The organism is Pseudomonas donghuensis, from assembly GCF_000259195.1.
Classification (GTDB): domain Bacteria; phylum Pseudomonadota; class Gammaproteobacteria; order Pseudomonadales; family Pseudomonadaceae; genus Aquipseudomonas; species Aquipseudomonas donghuensis.
In genome coordinates, this window is the sequence record NZ_JH650780.1 from 24,250 (window position 1) to 40,877 (window position 16,628).

The window sequence follows — 16,628 nt, forward strand, 5'->3', positions numbered from 1 at the left end:
TCCGGTCAGTGCTGACTGTGCCGGCGATCATGCTGCGCCCGCCAACTGGCCGGGGGCATGCCGAACTGGGCGATGAACCAGCGGGTAAATGAACTGGGCATCGAGTAGCCGAGCATGTCGGCAATCCGCCCCAGCGAATAGCTGGGGTTTTCCAGGTAGCGGATCACCAGGTCACGGCGCACGCCGTTGACCAGGTCGCTGAAGGTTACCCCGCATTCCTCCAGGCGCCGCTGCAAGGTGCGCACGTTCATGCCCTGGGTTTGCGCTACCTGCTCGATGGTCGCCCGGCCCATGGGCAGCAGCAGGTCGATGGTCTTGCGCATTTCCAGCTCCAGCGACAGCTTGCCACCGGCCTGCAGGGTATCCAGGTAGCGCTGCGCCAGGCGCGCCATGGCTTCGTTGGCCAACGGATTGGCCGTGTCGAGGTCGGCGGCCGGGCAGACGATGCCATTGAATTCGCTGCCAAACACCAGCGTGCAGCCAAAGATCCGTCGATGAATCGCCAGGTCCGCGGGCGCGGCATGGGTGAAGTTGGCGCTGATCGGATGCCAGTGGGCACCCAGCAGGGCGGCGCACAAGCGCAGCATTACGCCAATGGCCAGTTCCGTCGCCTGACGGCCGCGCTGGGGCAGGTCGGTGACCACCTCTTCACGAATGATCACGGTCTTGCCGGCCTCTTCGATATGGATGGCCAAGGCGTCGTTGAGCAGATGGCGGTACTGCACGATGACCTGCAGGGCATCGCGCAGGGTGCGCTGGTGGCTGAGCAGCAGGCTGATTTCGCCGAAATCCGACAACTGGCGCAATTCGGCCATGCGCAAGCCGAAGGTTTCGCAGCCGCTGACCCGCGCCGACTCCTCCAGCAGGGTCACCACGCTGGAGACCGCAATACGTTGGTTGGGATCGTCGAGCAGGGCGGCGCTCAGGCCGACGTGGGCCAACAGGGCATGAGGGTTGAGCCCCAAGTGACGGGACACCTCAAGGTAGTTGGTCAGGCTTGCAGCACGTACGAGGGCGGTCATTTTATTGTTTTCCACGCGTTCTCATCTGGCGTTCCGCTTCTGTGGCGGGTGGTTCGTTATAGCGCGGGTGTCGTCAAATGAGAAGCCGTTTTCGGCGAGTGAAATCAGCGCAACGTCCCTGATCACGGGCCGCTCGGTGGTAAGCCAGAAACCCTGTCATCAAATGAAAAGTCGCTGACGCGCAATGTAAAGCGCCTCGGGGGAGGGCTGATTACTGTGACTGTGCAAACGCTCCAGGTGACCTGCGAGCGCACTGTCTTGAGCATAGGTGCCGACGTGGAAAAACTGCATACCACCGCTACTGTCCTGATCGTCCCCGGCCTGCGCGAGCATGTCGCCGAGCATTGGCAGACCTTGCTGGCGGCGCGCCTGGCCAAGGTCCATACGGTGCCACCGCTGCAGCGCAACGGCCTGGACTGCAATGCCCGGGTCGAGGCCATCGAGCAGGCGCTGGAGCAGATCGACGGCGAGGTAGTGCTGGTAGCGCACAGCGCCGGCGTGCTGATGGTGGCCCATTGGGCGGCGCGCTATCAGCGGCCGATCAAGGGCGCACTGCTGGCGGCGCCGCCGGACCTTGAGGCGGCGTGGCCCGCCGCCTACCCAAGCGCGGACAGCTTGCGCGCCAACGGCTGGAGCCCGCTGCCGATCACGCCGCTGCCGTTCCCAAGCATCGTCGCCGCCAGTAGCAATGATCATCTGGCCAGCCTTGAGGCGGTCAGCAACATGGCGCGCGGCTGGGGCAGCCAGTTGCTCGAACTTGGCGCCGTCGGCCACCTCAACCCGGCAGCCGGCTACGGCCCCTGGCCCCAGGCCGAAACCCTGATCCAGGCCCTGGATCGCTAATCCTGCAGTAGCGCACGGACGCTTGAGCCAAGCCCGCAAACGACGGGCGGCGAAAAAAAACAATAACAATAAGTGGAGTCATCGCGATGCCAAACCCTCGCATTCACCGTGCTGTGAAACCACAGCGCTGCCTGCTGGCCTGCGCCATCGGCCTGCTGGCACTGCCCGGCGCCCAGGCCTTTGAAGTCGATACCGGCAGTGAAGACTGGGCCGTGCGCCTGGATAACACGGTCAAGTACAACTACGGCGTGCGCACCGAAAGCGCCGACAAGCGTCTGTTGGCAACCCCCAACAACAACGACGGCGACTACAACTTCCGCAAGGCCGGAACCACCGTCACCAACCGCGTGGACCTGCTCACCGAACTGGACGTGATCTACCAGGGCAACATGGGCTTTCGTGTCAGCGCCGCCAGTTGGTACGACAAGGCCTATGACAACACCGGCTCCAACTCCAACCCGTTCGTCAACGGCAACGGTGGCCAGTCGGGCATCAACCCCAGCCTCAACGGCTTGCCCGGCACCGGCGTGCCCTTGGGCAGCCCGCACCTGAGCAACTACGCCCAGCGTTACTACAGCGGCCCGTCCGGGGAAGTGCTCGATGCCTTTGTGTTCATGCGCCGTGAAGTGGGCGACTCATCCGAGATCAGCGCCAAGCTCGGCCAGCACAACCTGTTCTGGGGCGAAACCCTGCTCAACCCGGTGCATTCGCTGAGCTATGGGCAGTCGGGCCTGGACCTGGCCAAGCTGGCCGCGTCACCCGGCACCGAAGCCAAGGAACTGTTCGTGCCGCGCAATCAACTCTCGGCGGCGTTTCTGCTCAACCCCGAGCTCACCGTTGGCGCGCAGTATTTCTTCGACTGGGATGCCGCGCGGCTGCCGGAAGCCGGCACCTATTACGGTGGTTCGGACCTGGTGGGCGAGGGCGCACAGAGCTTGTTGCTCGGCCATACCGGCACCCCCGGGCTGATTCCGGTACGTGGCGCGCTGACCAGCATCCGCCGTGGCCACGACCTGACCCCGGGTAAGCGCGGCGACTGGGGCGTCATGGCCAAGTGGTCGCCCGAATGGCTCGGCGGCACCCTGGGTATCTATTACCGCAAGAGCTCGGAGATTCTGCCCCAGGCCTGGCTCGACGCCCGTGGCCTGACCGTCGCCAACGGCCCGTTCGGCAACCCGCCGGGCAGCGCCCAGGGCGCGGTGGGCAACCTCTACAACTCGCTGCAAAGCGCCACCTACCAGTTCGCCTATGCCGACAACATCGACATTTACGGCTTGAGCCTGTCCAAGGATGTCGGCGGTATCAGCGTCGGCAGCGACCTGAACATTCGCCACAACATGCCCCTGGCGAGTATTCCGGCGATCCTCAGCGCACCGGGGCCGGCCGGCCTGGGCGGCGGTTTCGGGCTCTTGCCTGCGCGCTTGCCAAGCAGCGGCGTGATTTATGAGGTGCCGTCGGACGGCGACAGCATGAGTGCCACCGGCGACACCCTGCACTGGACCCTCAACGGCCTAATGACCCTTGGCGACACGCCGTTGTTCGACTCGGCGACCCTGCTCGGCGAGCTGTTCTACAGCAACCTGCTCAAGCTCGATAGCCACAACGAGGCCTTGTACAAGGGCAAGGGCAGCTACCGCGGCATCGACCAGCCGACCCGCGACAACTGGGGCATCGCGGTCAACTTCACGCCGACCTGGTACCAGGTGTTTCCAGGCATGGACCTGAGCATGCCGCTGTCGATCAACCTCGGCCTGGACGGCGTGTCGCCGGTACAGGGCGGTGGCGCCGAGAACACCGGCAACTACGCCGTGGGCCTGAGCGCGGCGATCTACAACCAGTATTTCGTCGACCTCAAGTACGTCGACGGCTTCGGCAAGACCCAGTCCTGCAACAACGGCCAGACCGACGGCACCACCCCCAACGCCCTGGACGGCGAACAGGACTACACCTGCTACGGCGGCGGATACGCCGCGTTCTCTGGCGGCGCCGCCACCACCGAGGACCGTGGCGCGCTGTACCTGACCCTGAAAACCACCTTTTGAGTCACACAGGAAAACAACAACATGAACTACGTGCACACCCTGTTGGCCACGTGCCTGTCGCTGGCTGCCCTGAACGCGGCTGACGCCGCTGTCTCCCCCGAACAGGCCGCGCGCCTGGGCACCAGCCTGACGCCGATTGGCGCAGAAAAGGCCGCCAACGCCGACGGTTCGATCCCCGCCTACCAGGGCGGCCTGCTGACCCCGCCGGCGGCGTTCAAGAACGGCGCGAGCATGCGCCCGGACCCGTTCGCCGAGGAAAAACCGCTGCGGGTCATCGATGGCAAGAATGCCGACCAATACAAGGGACAACTGACCGCCACCACCCAGGAACTGCTCAAGCGCTTCCCAAGTTTTCGCGTCGATGTCTATCCTACCCATCGCAGCGTGGCGCTGCCGCAACCGGTGCTCGACAACACCCTGAAGAACGCCGTGGCTGCCCGCAGCCAGGAGGGCGGTAGTGCGGTCGACAACGTGCTGCCGGGTATTCCGTTCCCGATCCCGCAGAGCGGCGCCGAGGCCATGTGGAACTTCCTGTTGCGCTACCAGGGCGTGAGCATGACCGCCAAGTACGACTCGTGGAACGTCGATGCCGCCGGCAACGCGACCTTGAGCACCACCGGCCAGGCCAACATCAGCTACCCGATCTACGAAGACATGGCCAAGCCGATCGGCGCCAAGGACACCTACTACCAGATGAAACTCACCTACACCGCGCCGGCCCGGCGCGCCGGTGAGGCGATGATGCTGCGCGATGCCGCCAACCCGCTGGTGCAGCCACGCAGCGCCTGGCAGTACCTGCCGGGGCAGCGTCGGGTCAAGCTGGCACCGAACCTGGCCTACGACACGCCCAACCCGGGCACCTCGGGCTCGGGCACTTACGATGACGTGTTCGTCTTCAATGGCGCCCTGGACCGCTACGACTGGACCCTGGTCGGCAAGCAGGAAATGTACGTGCCGTACAACACCTACCGGCTGACCTACAACACCGACGTCAAGCAGCTGACCACGGCCAATCACCTGGCGCCGCAGTTCGTGCGCTGGGAAAAGCACCGGGTCTGGGTGGTGGAAGGCAAGCTCAAGGATGGCGCGCGGCATATCTATCACAAGCGCCGCTTCTACCTCGACGAGGACAGCTGGATCGCCCTTGCTTCGGACCAGTATGACGCCCGTGGCCAGCTGTACCGTGGCTCCTTCGCCTTCCTTAGCCAGAGCTACGACAAACAGACCCCGGATGCCACGCCGTTCATGATCTACGACCTGATCGGCGGCACCTACAACCTCAATGGCGTGGTCGGTGCCTACGGTGGCATCCGCTACATCGAGCCATTGTCACGGACCCAGTGGTCGCCCGAATCCCTGGCCGGGGCCGGCATTCGCTGAGCCTGATGATCACACACCGTGGAGGATCAGGGATGAATGTGTTCAAACGCTGCAGCGTGATGCTGCTGGCCTGGGCCGCGCTGCAAGGCGCGGCCCAGGCCGAGGCTTACGTCGACGTACTCGACCTGCCGGCGCTGCCCAGCGCGCTGGCAGCGTCCAGCGCCTTGCGCGATGTCACCCGCGCCGGCGCCCGCCTGGTTGCCGTGGGGCCACGGGGGCACATCCTGTATTCGGATGACCTTGGCAGCCACTGGCAGCAAGCGCAGGTGCCGGTCAGCGCCGACCTCAATGCCGTGAGTTTTCCGACCCCTGAGCTTGGCTGGGCGGTGGGCAACGACGGGGTGATCCTGCACAGCCGCGACGGTGGCTTGCGTTGGGAAAAACAGCTGGACGGGCGACAGCTCGGTGCGCAGGCGCTGGCCTATTACCAGGCACGGGCGCAGACAGGGGGCGATCAGTGGGCCGCCTGGGTGGGCGAGGGCGAGCGCCTGGTCGCGGAGGGTGCCGACAAGCCGTTGCTGGATGTCTGGTTCAGCGACCCGCTGCATGGCTATGCGGTCGGGGTGTTCAACCTGGTGTTGCACACCGCTGACGGCGGCCAGCACTGGACCCCCTGGCTTGAGCGCAGCGATAACCCGCAAGGCCTGCACCTGACCGGCCTGGCCAGTGTCGACGGTGCGCTGTACATCAGCGGCGAGCAGGGCCTGCTGCTCAAACTGAGCGCCGATGGCGAACGCTTCCAGCGTCTGCACACGCCGTATGCCGGCAGCTACTTCGGCGTCATCGGCAAGCCCGGGACGCTGCTGGCCTATGGGCTACGCGGCCATGTGCTGCGTAGCAGCGACGGCGGCGCCCGGTGGCAGCCGGTCAATACCGGCCTGAATACCAGCATCACCGCCGCCAGCCTCGACGCCAGCGGGCGCTTCTGGCTGGCGAGCCAGGCCGGTGATCTGCTGGTCAGCAGCAACGACGGCGCACGTTTCAGCGCCGTGGCGCAGAGCGAACGCGCCCCGGTGAGCGGCGTGGCCTTCGATAGCGCCGCCGACCTGGTGCTGGTCGGTGAGCGCGGCATTCGCACCCTGGCCCTCGAACAACCGCAGCAGCCATAACAAGAGAAAACCCTGATGGCCGACATCCAACAAGACACCTTGCCGGTGATCCGCAACCTCGGCGACTTCGATACGCGCTCCGGCAATCGTCTCGAACGCCTGGTGTTCAACCATCGGCTGCCGTTCATGCTGTGCATGCTGCTGGTCACCCTGGTGCTGGGCTACATGGCCCTGACGCGTCTGGAGCTACGGCCCAGCTTCGAGAAGATGATCCCGCAGAGCCATCCCTACATCCAGAACTACCTGGACAATCGCCAGTCGTTGCGCGGCCTGGGCAATTCACTGCGGGTGGTGGTGGAAAATACCCGCGGCGATATCGTCGACCCGGCCTACCTGCAGACCCTGCGCCAGATCAACGACGAACTGTTCCTCAGTCAGGGCGTCGACCGCGCCTGGATGAAATCCCTGTGGAGCCCGGCGGTGCGCTGGACCGAGGTCACTGAAGAGGGCTTTCAGGGCGGCCCGGTGATGCCCGACGCCTACCAGGGCTCGGCCGCCGACATCCAGCAACTGCGCCAGAACATCGAGCGGGCCAACATCGTCGGCAGCCTGGTGGCCCGCGACTTCAAATCAAGCATGCTCATCGTGCCGCTGCTCGACCAGGCCTCGGCGACTGGCGCCGGCATCGACTACCACGGGTTCTCGGTCAAGCTCGAGCAATTGCGCGCGCACTACGAAGCGGGTGGCGTCTATAAGCTGCACGTGATCGGTTTCGCCAAGCTGATGGGCGACCTGATCGACGGGCTGCTGCAGGTGATGCTGTTCTTCGCCCTGGCGGTGCTGACCACGCTGCTGATCATCTACCTCTACACCCGCTGCGTGCGCAGCACCTTGCTGGTGGTGCTGTGCTCGTTGACGGCGGTGGTCTGGCAGCTGGGTATCGTCGCCTGGCTGGGGTATGCCATCGACCCGTATTCGATCCTGGTGCCGTTCCTGATCTTTGCCATTGGCGTCTCCCACGCCGCGCAGAAAATGAACGGCATCATGCAGGACATCGGCCGCGGCACCCACCGGCAGATCGCCGCGCGCTATACCTTCCGGCGTTTGTTCGTCGCCGGGGTCACCGCTTTGCTGGCCGATGCGGTGGGCTTTGCCGTGCTGATGCTGATCGATATCCCGGTGATCCAGGACCTGGCGACGACCGCCAGCATCGGTGTGGCGGTGCTGATCTTCACCTCGCTGCTGTTGATGCCGGTGGCGCTGTCGTACGTCGGCGTCGGGCGCAAGGCGGCCGAACGGGCCTTGCGCATCGACGTGCGCGCGGCCGAGCACCGGGGCTTTGGCAAGCTCTGGGACCTGCTCGACCGCTTTACCGAACGCAAGTGGGCCACCGCTGCGGTGCTGGTGGCTGTGCTACTCGGCGCTGGTGGCTTCTGGCTCAGCCTGCAACTGAAAATCGGCGACCTCGACAGCGGCGCCCCGGAGCTGCACGCCGACTCGCGCTACAACCGCGACAACGCCTACATCACCGGCCACTACGCGCTGTCCAGCGACACCTTCGCGGTGATGATCAAGACCGCGCCGGAAGGCTGCCTGCGCTACCAGACCCTGGTACTCGCCGACCGCCTGGCCTGGGCACTGCAACAGCACCCGCAGGTGCAGACCACCCTGTCGCTGACCAATGCGGTACGGCAGATCACCGCCGGCACCTACGAGGGCAACCCCAAGCTGAGCAGCATTCAGCGCAACCAGGACGTGCTCAACTACGCCGCCCAGCAAGCCTCGGTGAACGCCCCGGAGCTGTTCAACAACGACTGCTCGCTGATGCCGGTGATTGCCTACCTCAAGGATCACAAGGCCGACACCCTGGATCAGGTGGTGGCGATTGCCGAGCGCTTTGCCCAGGCCAACAGCGGCGAGGATCGCCAGTTCCTGCTGGCCGCCGGCAGCGCCGGGATCGAGGCGGCGACCAATATCGTGGTGCGTGAGGCCAACCGCAGCATGCTGTTGCTGGTGTATCTGGCGGTGACGTTGTTCTGCCTGATCACCTTCCGCAGCTGGCGCGCGACGCTGGTGGCGGTGCTGCCGCTGATGCTCACTTCGGTGCTGTGCGAGGCGCTGATGGTGACCATGGGCATTGGCGTCAAGGTCGCCACCTTGCCGGTGATCGCCCTGGGCGTGGGCATTGGCGTGGATTACGCGCTGTACCTGCTCAGCGTGCAGCTGCACTACCAGCGCCAGGGCCTGTCGCTGGCCCAGGCCTACAAGAATGCCGTGGCCTTTACCGGCCGGGTGGTGGGCCTGGTCGGCATCACCCTGGCCGCCGGGGTGGTGGGCTGGGCCTGGTCGCCGATCAAGTTCCAGGCCGACATGGGCATCCTGCTGACCTTCATGTTCCTGTGGAACATGCTCGGTGCGCTGATCCTGATTCCGGCGTTGTCGCATTTTCTGTTGCCCGTCAGCAAGGCGCGGGCGCCTTCACCCAGCCCCGGCAATGTCGAGGGGCTGCACCTCAACACCCAACCAGCCGAGTGTTCATCGCATGTCTGACTACCTACCGCCGTTGCGCGACATGGATTTCCTCTTCAACGAAGTCTTCGACATCCCCGGCCAGTGGGCGCGGATACCGGCCCTGGCCGAGCAGGTCGATGCCGACACCGCGCGGGCCATCCTGGAACAGGCCGGCAAGCTCATCGCCCAGCAGGTGGCGCCGCTCAACCGCAGTGGCGACGAGCAGGGTTGCCGCTGGCAAGACGGCCGCGTGAGTACCCCGGACGGTTTTGCCCAGGCCTACCGCAACTACGCCGACGACGGCTGGGTGGGCGTGGCCGGGGCAACCGAGTATGGCGGCATGGGCATGCCCAAGGTCATCGCCGCCCAGGTCGAGGAGATGCTCAACGCCGCCAACCTGTCGTTCGCGCTGTACCCGATGCTGACCGCAGGGGCCTGCCTGTCACTGCTCAACCACGCCAGCGAGGCGCTCAAGGCACGTTACCTGCCGCCGATGTACGAAGGGCGCTGGTCGGGGTCGATGTGCCTGACCGAACCCCATGCCGGCACTGACCTGGGGCTGATCCGCAGCCGCGCCGAGCCCCAGGCGGATGGCAGTTACAAGGTCAGCGGCACGAAGATTTTCATTACCGGCGGCGAACAGGACCTGACCGAGAACATCATTCACCTGGTGCTTGCCAAGCTGCCGGATGCACCGGCCGGCGCCAAGGGCATCTCGCTGTTCCTGGTACCCAAGGTGCTGGTCGAGGAGGGCGGTGCGCTGGGCCAGGCCAACGCGGTGAGTTGCGGCTCCATCGAGCACAAGATGGGTATCAAGGCGTCGGCCACCTGCGTGATGAACTTCGACGGTGCTATCGGCTATCTGGTGGGCGAGGTCAACAAAGGCCTCAACGCCATGTTCACGATGATGAACTACGAGCGCCTGGGCGTGGGTATCCAGGGCCTGGCGTTGGGCGAGCGCTCGTACCAGAACGCCGTTGCCTATGCCCGCGAACGCCTGCAAAGCCGCGCATCTACCGGGCCGCAGGCGCCTGAACAGGCGGCCGACCCGATCATCGTGCACCCGGATGTTCGGCGCATGCTGCTGACCATGAAAGCGCTGAATGAAGGCGGGCGAGCGTTTTCCACCTATGTAGCACTGCAACTGGACCTGGCCAAGTACAGCGAAGACGCCCATGAACGCAACCGGGCCGAAGCGCGGGTGGCACTACTGACCCCGGTGGCCAAGGCATTTCTCACCGACATGGGCCTGGAGACCACCGTGCACGGCCAGCAGGTGTTCGGCGGCCACGGTTACATCCGCGAATGGGGCCAGGAACAACTGATTCGTGATTGTCGCATCACCCAGATCTACGAGGGCACCAATGGTATCCAGGCCCTGGACCTGCTCGGGCGCAAGCTGGTCGCCGACGGTGGCCGCACCTACGCGGCGCTGGCGCAGGAGATCAACGCCTTCGCCGAGGGTCTGGCGCCGTCACGTGGCGAGTTCAAGGCGCCGTTGCAACTGGCCGTGGCCAACCTCGATGACCTGACCGCCTGGGTGCTCGATCGCGCCCAGGGCAACCCGAGGGAAATTGGCGCGGCGGCGGTGGAGTACCTGCAGGTGTTCGGCTACACGCTGTATGCCTATTTATGGGCGCAGATGGCGGACGTCGCCCTGGCGCAGGACAGCGCGTTCTACCAGAGCAAGGTGGGCACTGCCCGCTTCTATTTCGCCCGCTTGCTGCCGCGCATCCGCTCGCTCAGTGCCAGCGTCAAGGCCGGCAGCCAGAGCCTGTACCTGCTTAAGGCCGAACAACTGTGAACGAGGCGCACATGACCACCACCCGCATCATCGAACCGGCCCCCGGGGCCTATGCTTATCCGTTGCTGATCAAGCGCCTGCTGCTCTCGGGGGTGCGCTATCAGCCCGGCCAGGAAATCGTCTATGCCGACAAGCTGCGCTACAGCTACAGCACCTTGCTCGAACGCATCCAGCGCCTGGCCAATGTGCTCAGCCAAGCCGGGGTCAGACCCGGCGACACCGTGGCCTTGCTCGACTGGGACAGCCACCGCGCGCTGGAGTGCTTCTTTGCCGTGCCGATGCTCGGCGCGGTGCTGCATACCGTCAACGTCCGGCTGTCACCGGAGCAGGTGCGCTACACCATGAACCATGCCGAGGATCACCTGGTGCTGGTGCATGACGACTTTCTGCCGCTGATTGCGCCGTTGCGCGATCAGTTGCCGACGGTGAAGGGCTACATTGGCCTGAGCGATGGCCCTGGCGCCGACACGGATCTGCCGCTGCTGGGTGAGTACGAAGCGCTGCTGGCCAGCGCCGAGACCTCGTTCGACTTCGCCGATTTCGACGAAAACTCCGTCGCCACGCTGTTCTACACCACCGGCACCACCGGCAACCCCAAGGGCGTGTACTTCACCCATCGGCAACTGGTGCTGCACACCCTCAATGAACTGGGCACCTTCGCCGCCAGCGGAGGCGAGGCACTGCTGCGCTCGGGTGATGTGTACATGCCCATTACACCGATGTTCCATGTGCATGCCTGGGGCGTGCCTTACGTGGCCACGGCACTGGGGATCAAACAGGTTTACCCCGGCCGCTACGAGCCCAACCAGTTGGTGCGCTTGATGCGTGAAGAGCAGGTGAGCTTCTCCCACTGCGTACCGACCCTGCTGCAGATGATGCTCGACTGCGAAGAGGGCCAGCGCACCGACCTTAGCGGCTGGAAGATGCTGCTCGGTGGCAGTGCCCTGACCCAGGGCCTGGCGGCGCGGGCCAGCGCCCGGGGCATTCGCGTGCACTGCGGTTACGGCATGTCGGAGAGCTGCCCGTTGCTCAGCGTCACCCGCCTCAGCGCTGCGGACCTGGCGCTGCCGATGCACGAGCAACTGCCGCTACGCATCAATGCCGGGGTGCCGATCCCGCTGGTGGACCTGCGCATCGTCGACGAACACGGCGAGGCGCTGGCCCATGACGGCGAAAGCCTCGGGGAAATCGTCGTCCGCGCGCCGTGGCTGACCCAGGGCTACCTGAAAGAGCCGGAGCAGGGCGCCGCGCTCTGGGCCGGCGGCTGGCTGCACACCGGTGACATGGCCTGCATCAATGAACACGGCGTGGTGCAGATTCGCGATCGGATCAAGGACGTGATCAAGACTGGCGGCGAGTGGATCAGCTCGGTGGCGCTGGAGAGCCTGATCAGCCAGCACAGCGGTGTCGAGTCGGTGGCGGTGGTGGCGGTGGCCGATGCGCAATGGGGCGAACAGCCGCTGGCCCTGGTGGTCTGCGTTGCCGGCGTCGAGCTGGACCAGCCAGCGCTGGCCCGCCACCTGCAGCCGTTTGTCGACAGTGGCCACCTGAATAAATGGGCGATCCCGCGGCTGGTGCGCTTTGTCAGTGAGATTCCGAAAACCAGCGTCGGCAAGATCAACAAGAAGCTGATTCGCGAACGCCACGGCAGCGTCTGAAAGACGGCGTTGAGGGGGAAGGCTCTGTAGGAGTTGTCAGCTCCTACAGATCAGGCTTCGGTCAGACTTCGGTCAGGTCCGAGGTTAGCGGCTGGACGGCATTGATGCAGTGCAGTTGCTGGTCAGCCAGGTCCTGGGCCAGGGCCACCATGGTCATGGTCGGGTTCCACGAACCACTGGCCGGCCACAGCGCGCCGCCGGTGACGTAGACGTTTTCCACACCATGGGGACGGTAATCCAGGCCAACGACGCCTTCGTCCTTGTCGCCAATCCACAGCGTCGAGCCTTCATGCACCAGCCCGGCCACCCGGCGCTCGGGAATGCTTGGCCGCTCGCTGGTCCAATGGCCCAGGTTCGGGTCGCCATGCCAGTATTCGACCTTGCCCTCGGGGGCAAACACCCGTTCCATCATCTGGAAGGTCCCTTGATCCATGGTGTCCCAGGTTTGCCGGTCGGTTTCGCTGGCCAGCACCTGCAGGTTGACGTTGGTGGTCGGGTCGGCCTGGCCGTTGAGGTGGAAGTGGTTTTCCGGGTTGCGGAAGTCGATCTCGCCGAGCACGGCGCAAACGAACACCAGGTAATCCTTCGACGATTCCAGTTGCGCCATGGATGCGGTGGCCACCACGTCAGGCATGTAGCGCGCGGCTTTCTGCGCGTTCTTTGCAGGCTCGCGGTCAGACAGCACCGACAGCTGCACGTGGTACTGCATGCCGTTGTCCCGGTTCTTGCCGGCCAGGTAGATCGCCGCCAGTTCCAGCTCGGCCAGCTTGGCGGCGAACGGGTAGTCCTTGCGCGGCACCCGCGCCACCACCGAGGTGATGAAGTGCGCGGTGAAGCGATCGCCGGCACGCTTGACCTGCGGGAACGAGTTCATCAGCAAGGTCGCCGGCGGCAGGGTGCCCATGGCCAGGATCAGCTTGGCATTGCCGATGTTGACCACCCCGCGCGAGGTTTGCAGCGCAGTGGCCACGCCATCCTGCTGGTGGATACGTTCGACAATGCACTCGGTAATGATGCGCAGCGGGCTGCCGCTGCCGGCGGCGGCCAGGTCGGCCTGTTTGCCAGCCAGTTCCATGATCGAGGCAGGGGTCGAAAACTTGGCGAAGTCAACGCCGCCAGCACGGTCGGCAGCGGCGGCGAGTGGCGCCGGTAGCCAGCGTGTGGCCGAGTCGATCTTGCCGATGTTGTGCTCGAGCATTTTCTGCAGCTCAAGCTGCAGGGTGCCGTAGACCGGGCGCTGCTCGGTAACATGGGCGCGCACTTGCGGGTCGAGCTGGGTGTCGATCTTGTCGGCCGGGATCACGTTGAGCAGCTTCTCGGCCGACTCGAAGCGGGCCTCGGCGGCAGCGATGGTCTGCTCGGGCCAGAAGGCCATTTCATCTTTGGTCGGCCGTGGGCACCAGGCGCTCCACATGATGCTGCGCCCGCCAAAGAACGGCACCATGCCGTGCTGCCAGCCGATGTTGCCCGGTGGCTGGCTGGCGGTGCGGGCCGAGAGGGTCCAGGGGAAGGTTTCGGAAAAGCCACCGAGGGTTTTCTGGTAGGGGATCGGCAGGTTCTGGAAGTGCTCGGGGAGGAAGAACGGCCCGCGTTCGACCATCAGGATCCGCGCCTTGGGGTTGCTGCTCAGGATCCGCTCGGCGAAGGCCAGGGAGCAGAAGCCGGTACCGATAATGATGAAGTCGAAATGCTCCTCTTCGCGGACCTGTTTCCAGGCTGACTCGGAGAGAAAGAACACATGGTCCAGCACCTTCTGTGCGTTGGGTGTTTGTGGGCCGGGGGTGGGGTAGCCATGACCGAAATTGGTCGAACTGGTGACTGCGCTCATTGTTGCCTCCAATCATTGTTGGCAGAGGGTCTATCGTCCTTGTACCGCGGTTGCAGCCCGCGAACGCGGGGATGCGCTGGTGCGCTGCTAACGCTAGCAGAGCAAAGTGGCATTTCAAGATCACTTGGTCGGGGTGGGAAGGGTCATGCAGTCCAGCCGGATGGACCGGCATCCGACTTCCGGATGGCCGAAAAGATTGATAGCATCCGGCCATAACCGCAAGGATGCAGCAACATGAAGCGATCAGCGTGGTGGATGGTGCTGGTGATGGCCAGCGGATGGGCTCAGGCCGCGACGGACCCTGACCCGTTGCTCGAAGGTGCTACCTCCACCGCCAGTGAGGTCCGTGGCGTGTTGCGGGCGCGCTCCCAGGCGTTGTTGGCCAGTGAACTGGCCGGGCGGGTGGTGGAAATACCCTATGCCGAAGGCCAGTCGTTCACCAAGGGCGATGTGCTGGTGCGCTTCGACTGCAGCGCCTACCAGGCGCAACAGAGCGCGGCCAACGCAGCGGTACGTGCCGCCCGTGAAGAGCTGCGCAACAAGCAGCAGCTGGCTGCGCTCAATTCCGTCGGGCGTTTCGAGGTCACCCTGGCCGAGGCCCGTCAGGCCCAGGCCCAGGCTGAAGCGCAGGTGTACCAGGTGCACGTTCAGCGTTGCCAGGTCAAGGCACCGTTCGATGGCCAGGTGGTGGCACGCAAGGTCCAGGCTCACGAAAGTGTCGCCAGCGGCGCGCCACTGCTGGAAATCGTCGACAATCGCTCCCTGGAAATCCACCTGTTGGTGCCCTCGCGCTGGCTGGGGCGGCTCAAGCCGGAGCAGAGGTTCAGCTTTACCCCCGACGAAACCGGCAAACCCCTGGAGGCCTCGGTCAAGCGCCTTGGCGCGCGTATTGACGAAGGCAGCCAGACCCTGTTGTTGATCGGCACACTGCCGGCCAACAGCCCGGGGCTGCTGGCGGGAATGAGCGGTACCGCGCATTTCGCCGAGCAGCCATGAACGCCCCGGCCCCGGGTGTGCTCGAGCAATTACTGGCCCATTACCTGGGCCTGGAGCGCCAGGCCCGGGCTGCTACCACCGTCGAGGCCCTGGCGTTCGCCATGGTCAACGATGGCCAGGCGCTGTTCGGCTACCGCCATGCCGTGCTGCTGATCGCCAACAAGGTCCGGGCGCTTACCGGCATTAGTGTGATCGAGCCCAATGCGCCGTTCGTGGCGTTCATCGAGCGGGCGGTCGGCTGCCTGGAGAACGCCAAGCAGCTGGCCGTGGCTGCTCCGGTGCTCGCGCAGGCGCTGGATGCGGCCAGCCGCGAGGACTGGCAGGCACTGTCGGCGGCCGAAGCGTTCTGGCTACCGCTCAAGGACCGTCAAGGCGAGGTGTTCGGTGGCCTCTGGCTGGCCCGCGACACGCCCTGGAGCGAGGCCGAACAAGCCCTGCTGGTGCAGCTGGGTGATTGCTACAGCCATGCCTGGCAAGCCTTGCAACCTGGCAAACCGTGGCGATTGCGCTGGCCGCTACGTACTCGCTGGGCGTTCGCCTGCATCGTCCTGCTGTTGCTGTTGGTGCCGGTGCGCCAGTCGGTACTGGCCCCGGCCGAGGTGGTCCCGCGCAACGCGCAGGTGGTGGCGGCGCCACTGGACGGGGTGATCGCCGAGTTCCTGGTCAAACCCAACCAGCGAGTGGCCGTCGGCCAGTTGTTGCTACGCTTTGATGCCACCAGCCTCAAGGCGCAAGCCGATGTGGCCGAGCGCACCCTTGGCGTGGCCGAGGCCGAACTCAAGGCCAATACCCAGCGGGCCTTCTCCGATGCCGAATCCGGTGCCCGGCTTGACCTGCTGGCGGCGCGGGTCGAGCAAAAACGTGCGGAACGCGACTATGCCCGCGACCTGCTGGCGCGCACCGAGGTGCGTGCCGAGCGGGCTGGCATTGCGGTATTCGCCGATGCCCAGCGCTGGACCGGCAAGCCGGTACAAACCGGCGAGCGCCTGCTGGACATCGCCGACCCGACCCAGGCCGAGTTACGAATCGAACTGCCCGTGGCCGATGCCATCAGCCTGGAGCCGGGCGCCGAGGTAGCCCTGTTTCTCGATAGCGACCCGTTACACCGCCATAGTGCACACCTGCAACGAGCCGCTTATCAGGCCCAGAGCACGCCGGCCGGGCAGTTGGCATATCGGCTGGACGCAAGCTTCAGCGATGCGCCTCCGCGTATCGGCTTGCGCGGCACGGCCAAACTCTTCGGCCAGCGCGCCCCGCTGGCCTTGTACCTGTTGCGCCGGCCGTTGGCGGCGCTGCGTCAGGCGGTGGGTGTTTGAGCCTGCCCGCCCTGCGCCAGGACCTGCAGCTCTCGGCCAGTGCGCCGGGGCTGGACGGGGCGCCGCAGTGGACCTTGGCCGACCCGTTGCGCGGGCGCTACTTCAAGCTCGGCGCACCGGCCATGCGCCTGTTGCGGCACTGGGCCCTGGGCGACCCGCGGCGGGTGCTGGCAGCCGCC

The 16,628-nt window shown here is 65.2% G+C and carries 12 protein-coding genes; 10 read left to right on the top strand and 2 right to left on the bottom strand.

Features of this window, described 5'->3' with window-relative positions:
* Nucleotides 1–5 precede the first annotated feature (5 nt).
* Nucleotides 6–1,022 carry an AraC family transcriptional regulator gene (locus UW3_RS0123200; protein WP_010226087.1) on the bottom strand — a complete coding sequence of 339 codons (1,017 nt, stop codon included), beginning with the start codon at nt 1,020–1,022 and terminating at the stop codon, nt 6–8.
* Between the two features lie 276 nt (nt 1,023–1,298).
* Here UW3_RS0123200 and UW3_RS0123205 point away from each other — a divergent pair, with 276 nt between their 5' ends.
* The 7 genes from UW3_RS0123205 (at nt 1,299) to UW3_RS0123235 (ending at nt 12,309) form a co-directional block, all read left to right on the top strand.
* Complete coding sequence (locus tag UW3_RS0123205) at nt 1,299–1,865, top strand: RBBP9/YdeN family alpha/beta hydrolase (protein WP_026001482.1); 567 nt, start codon at nt 1,299–1,301, stop codon at nt 1,863–1,865.
* Nucleotides 1,866–1,951: 86 nt separating this feature from the next.
* Nucleotides 1,952–3,907, top strand: coding sequence for a DUF1302 domain-containing protein (locus UW3_RS0123210; protein ID WP_010226090.1), 1,956 nt, complete (start codon nt 1,952–1,954; stop codon nt 3,905–3,907).
* 21 nt (nt 3,908–3,928) lie between these two features.
* The gene (locus UW3_RS0123215; RefSeq protein WP_010226092.1) at nt 3,929–5,287 is read left to right on the top strand and encodes a DUF1329 domain-containing protein; all 1,359 of its coding nucleotides are present in this window, start codon (nt 3,929–3,931) and stop codon (nt 5,285–5,287) included.
* 32 nt (nt 5,288–5,319) lie between these two features.
* A complete protein-coding gene (locus tag UW3_RS0123220; protein WP_010226094.1) occupies nt 5,320–6,396 on the top strand; it encodes a WD40/YVTN/BNR-like repeat-containing protein in 1,077 nt (358 codons plus the stop codon).
* Nucleotides 6,397–6,411: 15 nt separating this feature from the next.
* Nucleotides 6,412–8,886 carry an efflux RND transporter permease subunit gene (locus UW3_RS0123225; RefSeq protein ID WP_010226096.1) on the top strand — a complete coding sequence of 825 codons (2,475 nt, stop codon included), beginning with the start codon at nt 6,412–6,414 and terminating at the stop codon, nt 8,884–8,886.
* Nucleotides 8,879–10,651, top strand: coding sequence for an acyl-CoA dehydrogenase C-terminal domain-containing protein (locus UW3_RS0123230; protein ID WP_010226098.1), 1,773 nt, complete (start codon nt 8,879–8,881; stop codon nt 10,649–10,651). Before UW3_RS0123225 ends, UW3_RS0123230 begins: the two co-directional genes overlap by 8 nt.
* Nucleotides 10,652–10,662: 11 nt before the next feature.
* Complete coding sequence (locus tag UW3_RS0123235; protein WP_010226099.1) at nt 10,663–12,309, top strand: fatty acid--CoA ligase; 1,647 nt, start codon at nt 10,663–10,665, stop codon at nt 12,307–12,309.
* 61 nt (nt 12,310–12,370) lie between these two features.
* Here UW3_RS0123235 and UW3_RS0123240 read toward each other — a convergent pair whose 3' ends face one another.
* Complete coding sequence (locus tag UW3_RS0123240; RefSeq protein ID WP_010226100.1) at nt 12,371–14,137, bottom strand: GMC oxidoreductase; 1,767 nt, start codon at nt 14,135–14,137, stop codon at nt 12,371–12,373.
* 255 nt (nt 14,138–14,392) lie between these two features.
* Between UW3_RS0123240 and UW3_RS0123245 the strand changes: the two genes are divergently transcribed.
* The 3 genes from UW3_RS0123245 to UW3_RS29905 all read left to right on the top strand — a co-directional run.
* On the top strand, nt 14,393–15,133 hold the full coding sequence (locus tag UW3_RS0123245) for an efflux RND transporter periplasmic adaptor subunit (RefSeq protein WP_414867812.1): 741 nt from the start codon (nt 14,393–14,395) through the stop codon (nt 15,131–15,133).
* Complete coding sequence (locus UW3_RS0123250) at nt 15,130–16,449, top strand: efflux RND transporter periplasmic adaptor subunit (RefSeq protein ID WP_010226102.1); 1,320 nt, start codon at nt 15,130–15,132, stop codon at nt 16,447–16,449. Before UW3_RS0123245 ends, UW3_RS0123250 begins: the two co-directional genes overlap by 4 nt.
* On the top strand, nt 16,446–16,628 hold a 183-nt coding region (locus tag UW3_RS29905; RefSeq protein WP_010226103.1), incomplete at its 3' end, for a hypothetical protein. The genes UW3_RS0123250 and UW3_RS29905, both read left to right, overlap by 4 nt.

Bases quoted from the DNA above. Each gene is read 5' to 3' on its own strand.
- UW3_RS0123220 (WP_010226094.1), top strand. From the start codon at position 5,320: ATGAATGTGTTCAAACGCTGCAGCGTGATGCTGCTGGCCTGGGCCGCG.
- UW3_RS0123245 (WP_414867812.1), top strand. From the start codon at position 14,393: ATGGTGCTGGTGATGGCCAGCGGATGGGCTCAGGCCGCGACGGACCCT.
- UW3_RS0123230 (WP_010226098.1), top strand. From the start codon at position 8,879: ATGTCTGACTACCTACCGCCGTTGCGCGACATGGATTTCCTCTTCAAC.
- UW3_RS0123240 (WP_010226100.1), bottom strand. From the start codon at position 14,137: ATGAGCGCAGTCACCAGTTCGACCAATTTCGGTCATGGCTACCCCACC.
- UW3_RS0123210 (WP_010226090.1), top strand. From the start codon at position 1,952: ATGCCAAACCCTCGCATTCACCGTGCTGTGAAACCACAGCGCTGCCTG.
- UW3_RS0123200 (WP_010226087.1), bottom strand. From the start codon at position 1,022: ATGACCGCCCTCGTACGTGCTGCAAGCCTGACCAACTACCTTGAGGTG.
- UW3_RS0123235 (WP_010226099.1), top strand. From the start codon at position 10,663: ATGACCACCACCCGCATCATCGAACCGGCCCCCGGGGCCTATGCTTAT.
- UW3_RS0123225 (WP_010226096.1), top strand. From the start codon at position 6,412: ATGGCCGACATCCAACAAGACACCTTGCCGGTGATCCGCAACCTCGGC.
- UW3_RS0123250 (WP_010226102.1), top strand. From the start codon at position 15,130: ATGAACGCCCCGGCCCCGGGTGTGCTCGAGCAATTACTGGCCCATTAC.
- UW3_RS0123215 (WP_010226092.1), top strand. From the start codon at position 3,929: ATGAACTACGTGCACACCCTGTTGGCCACGTGCCTGTCGCTGGCTGCC.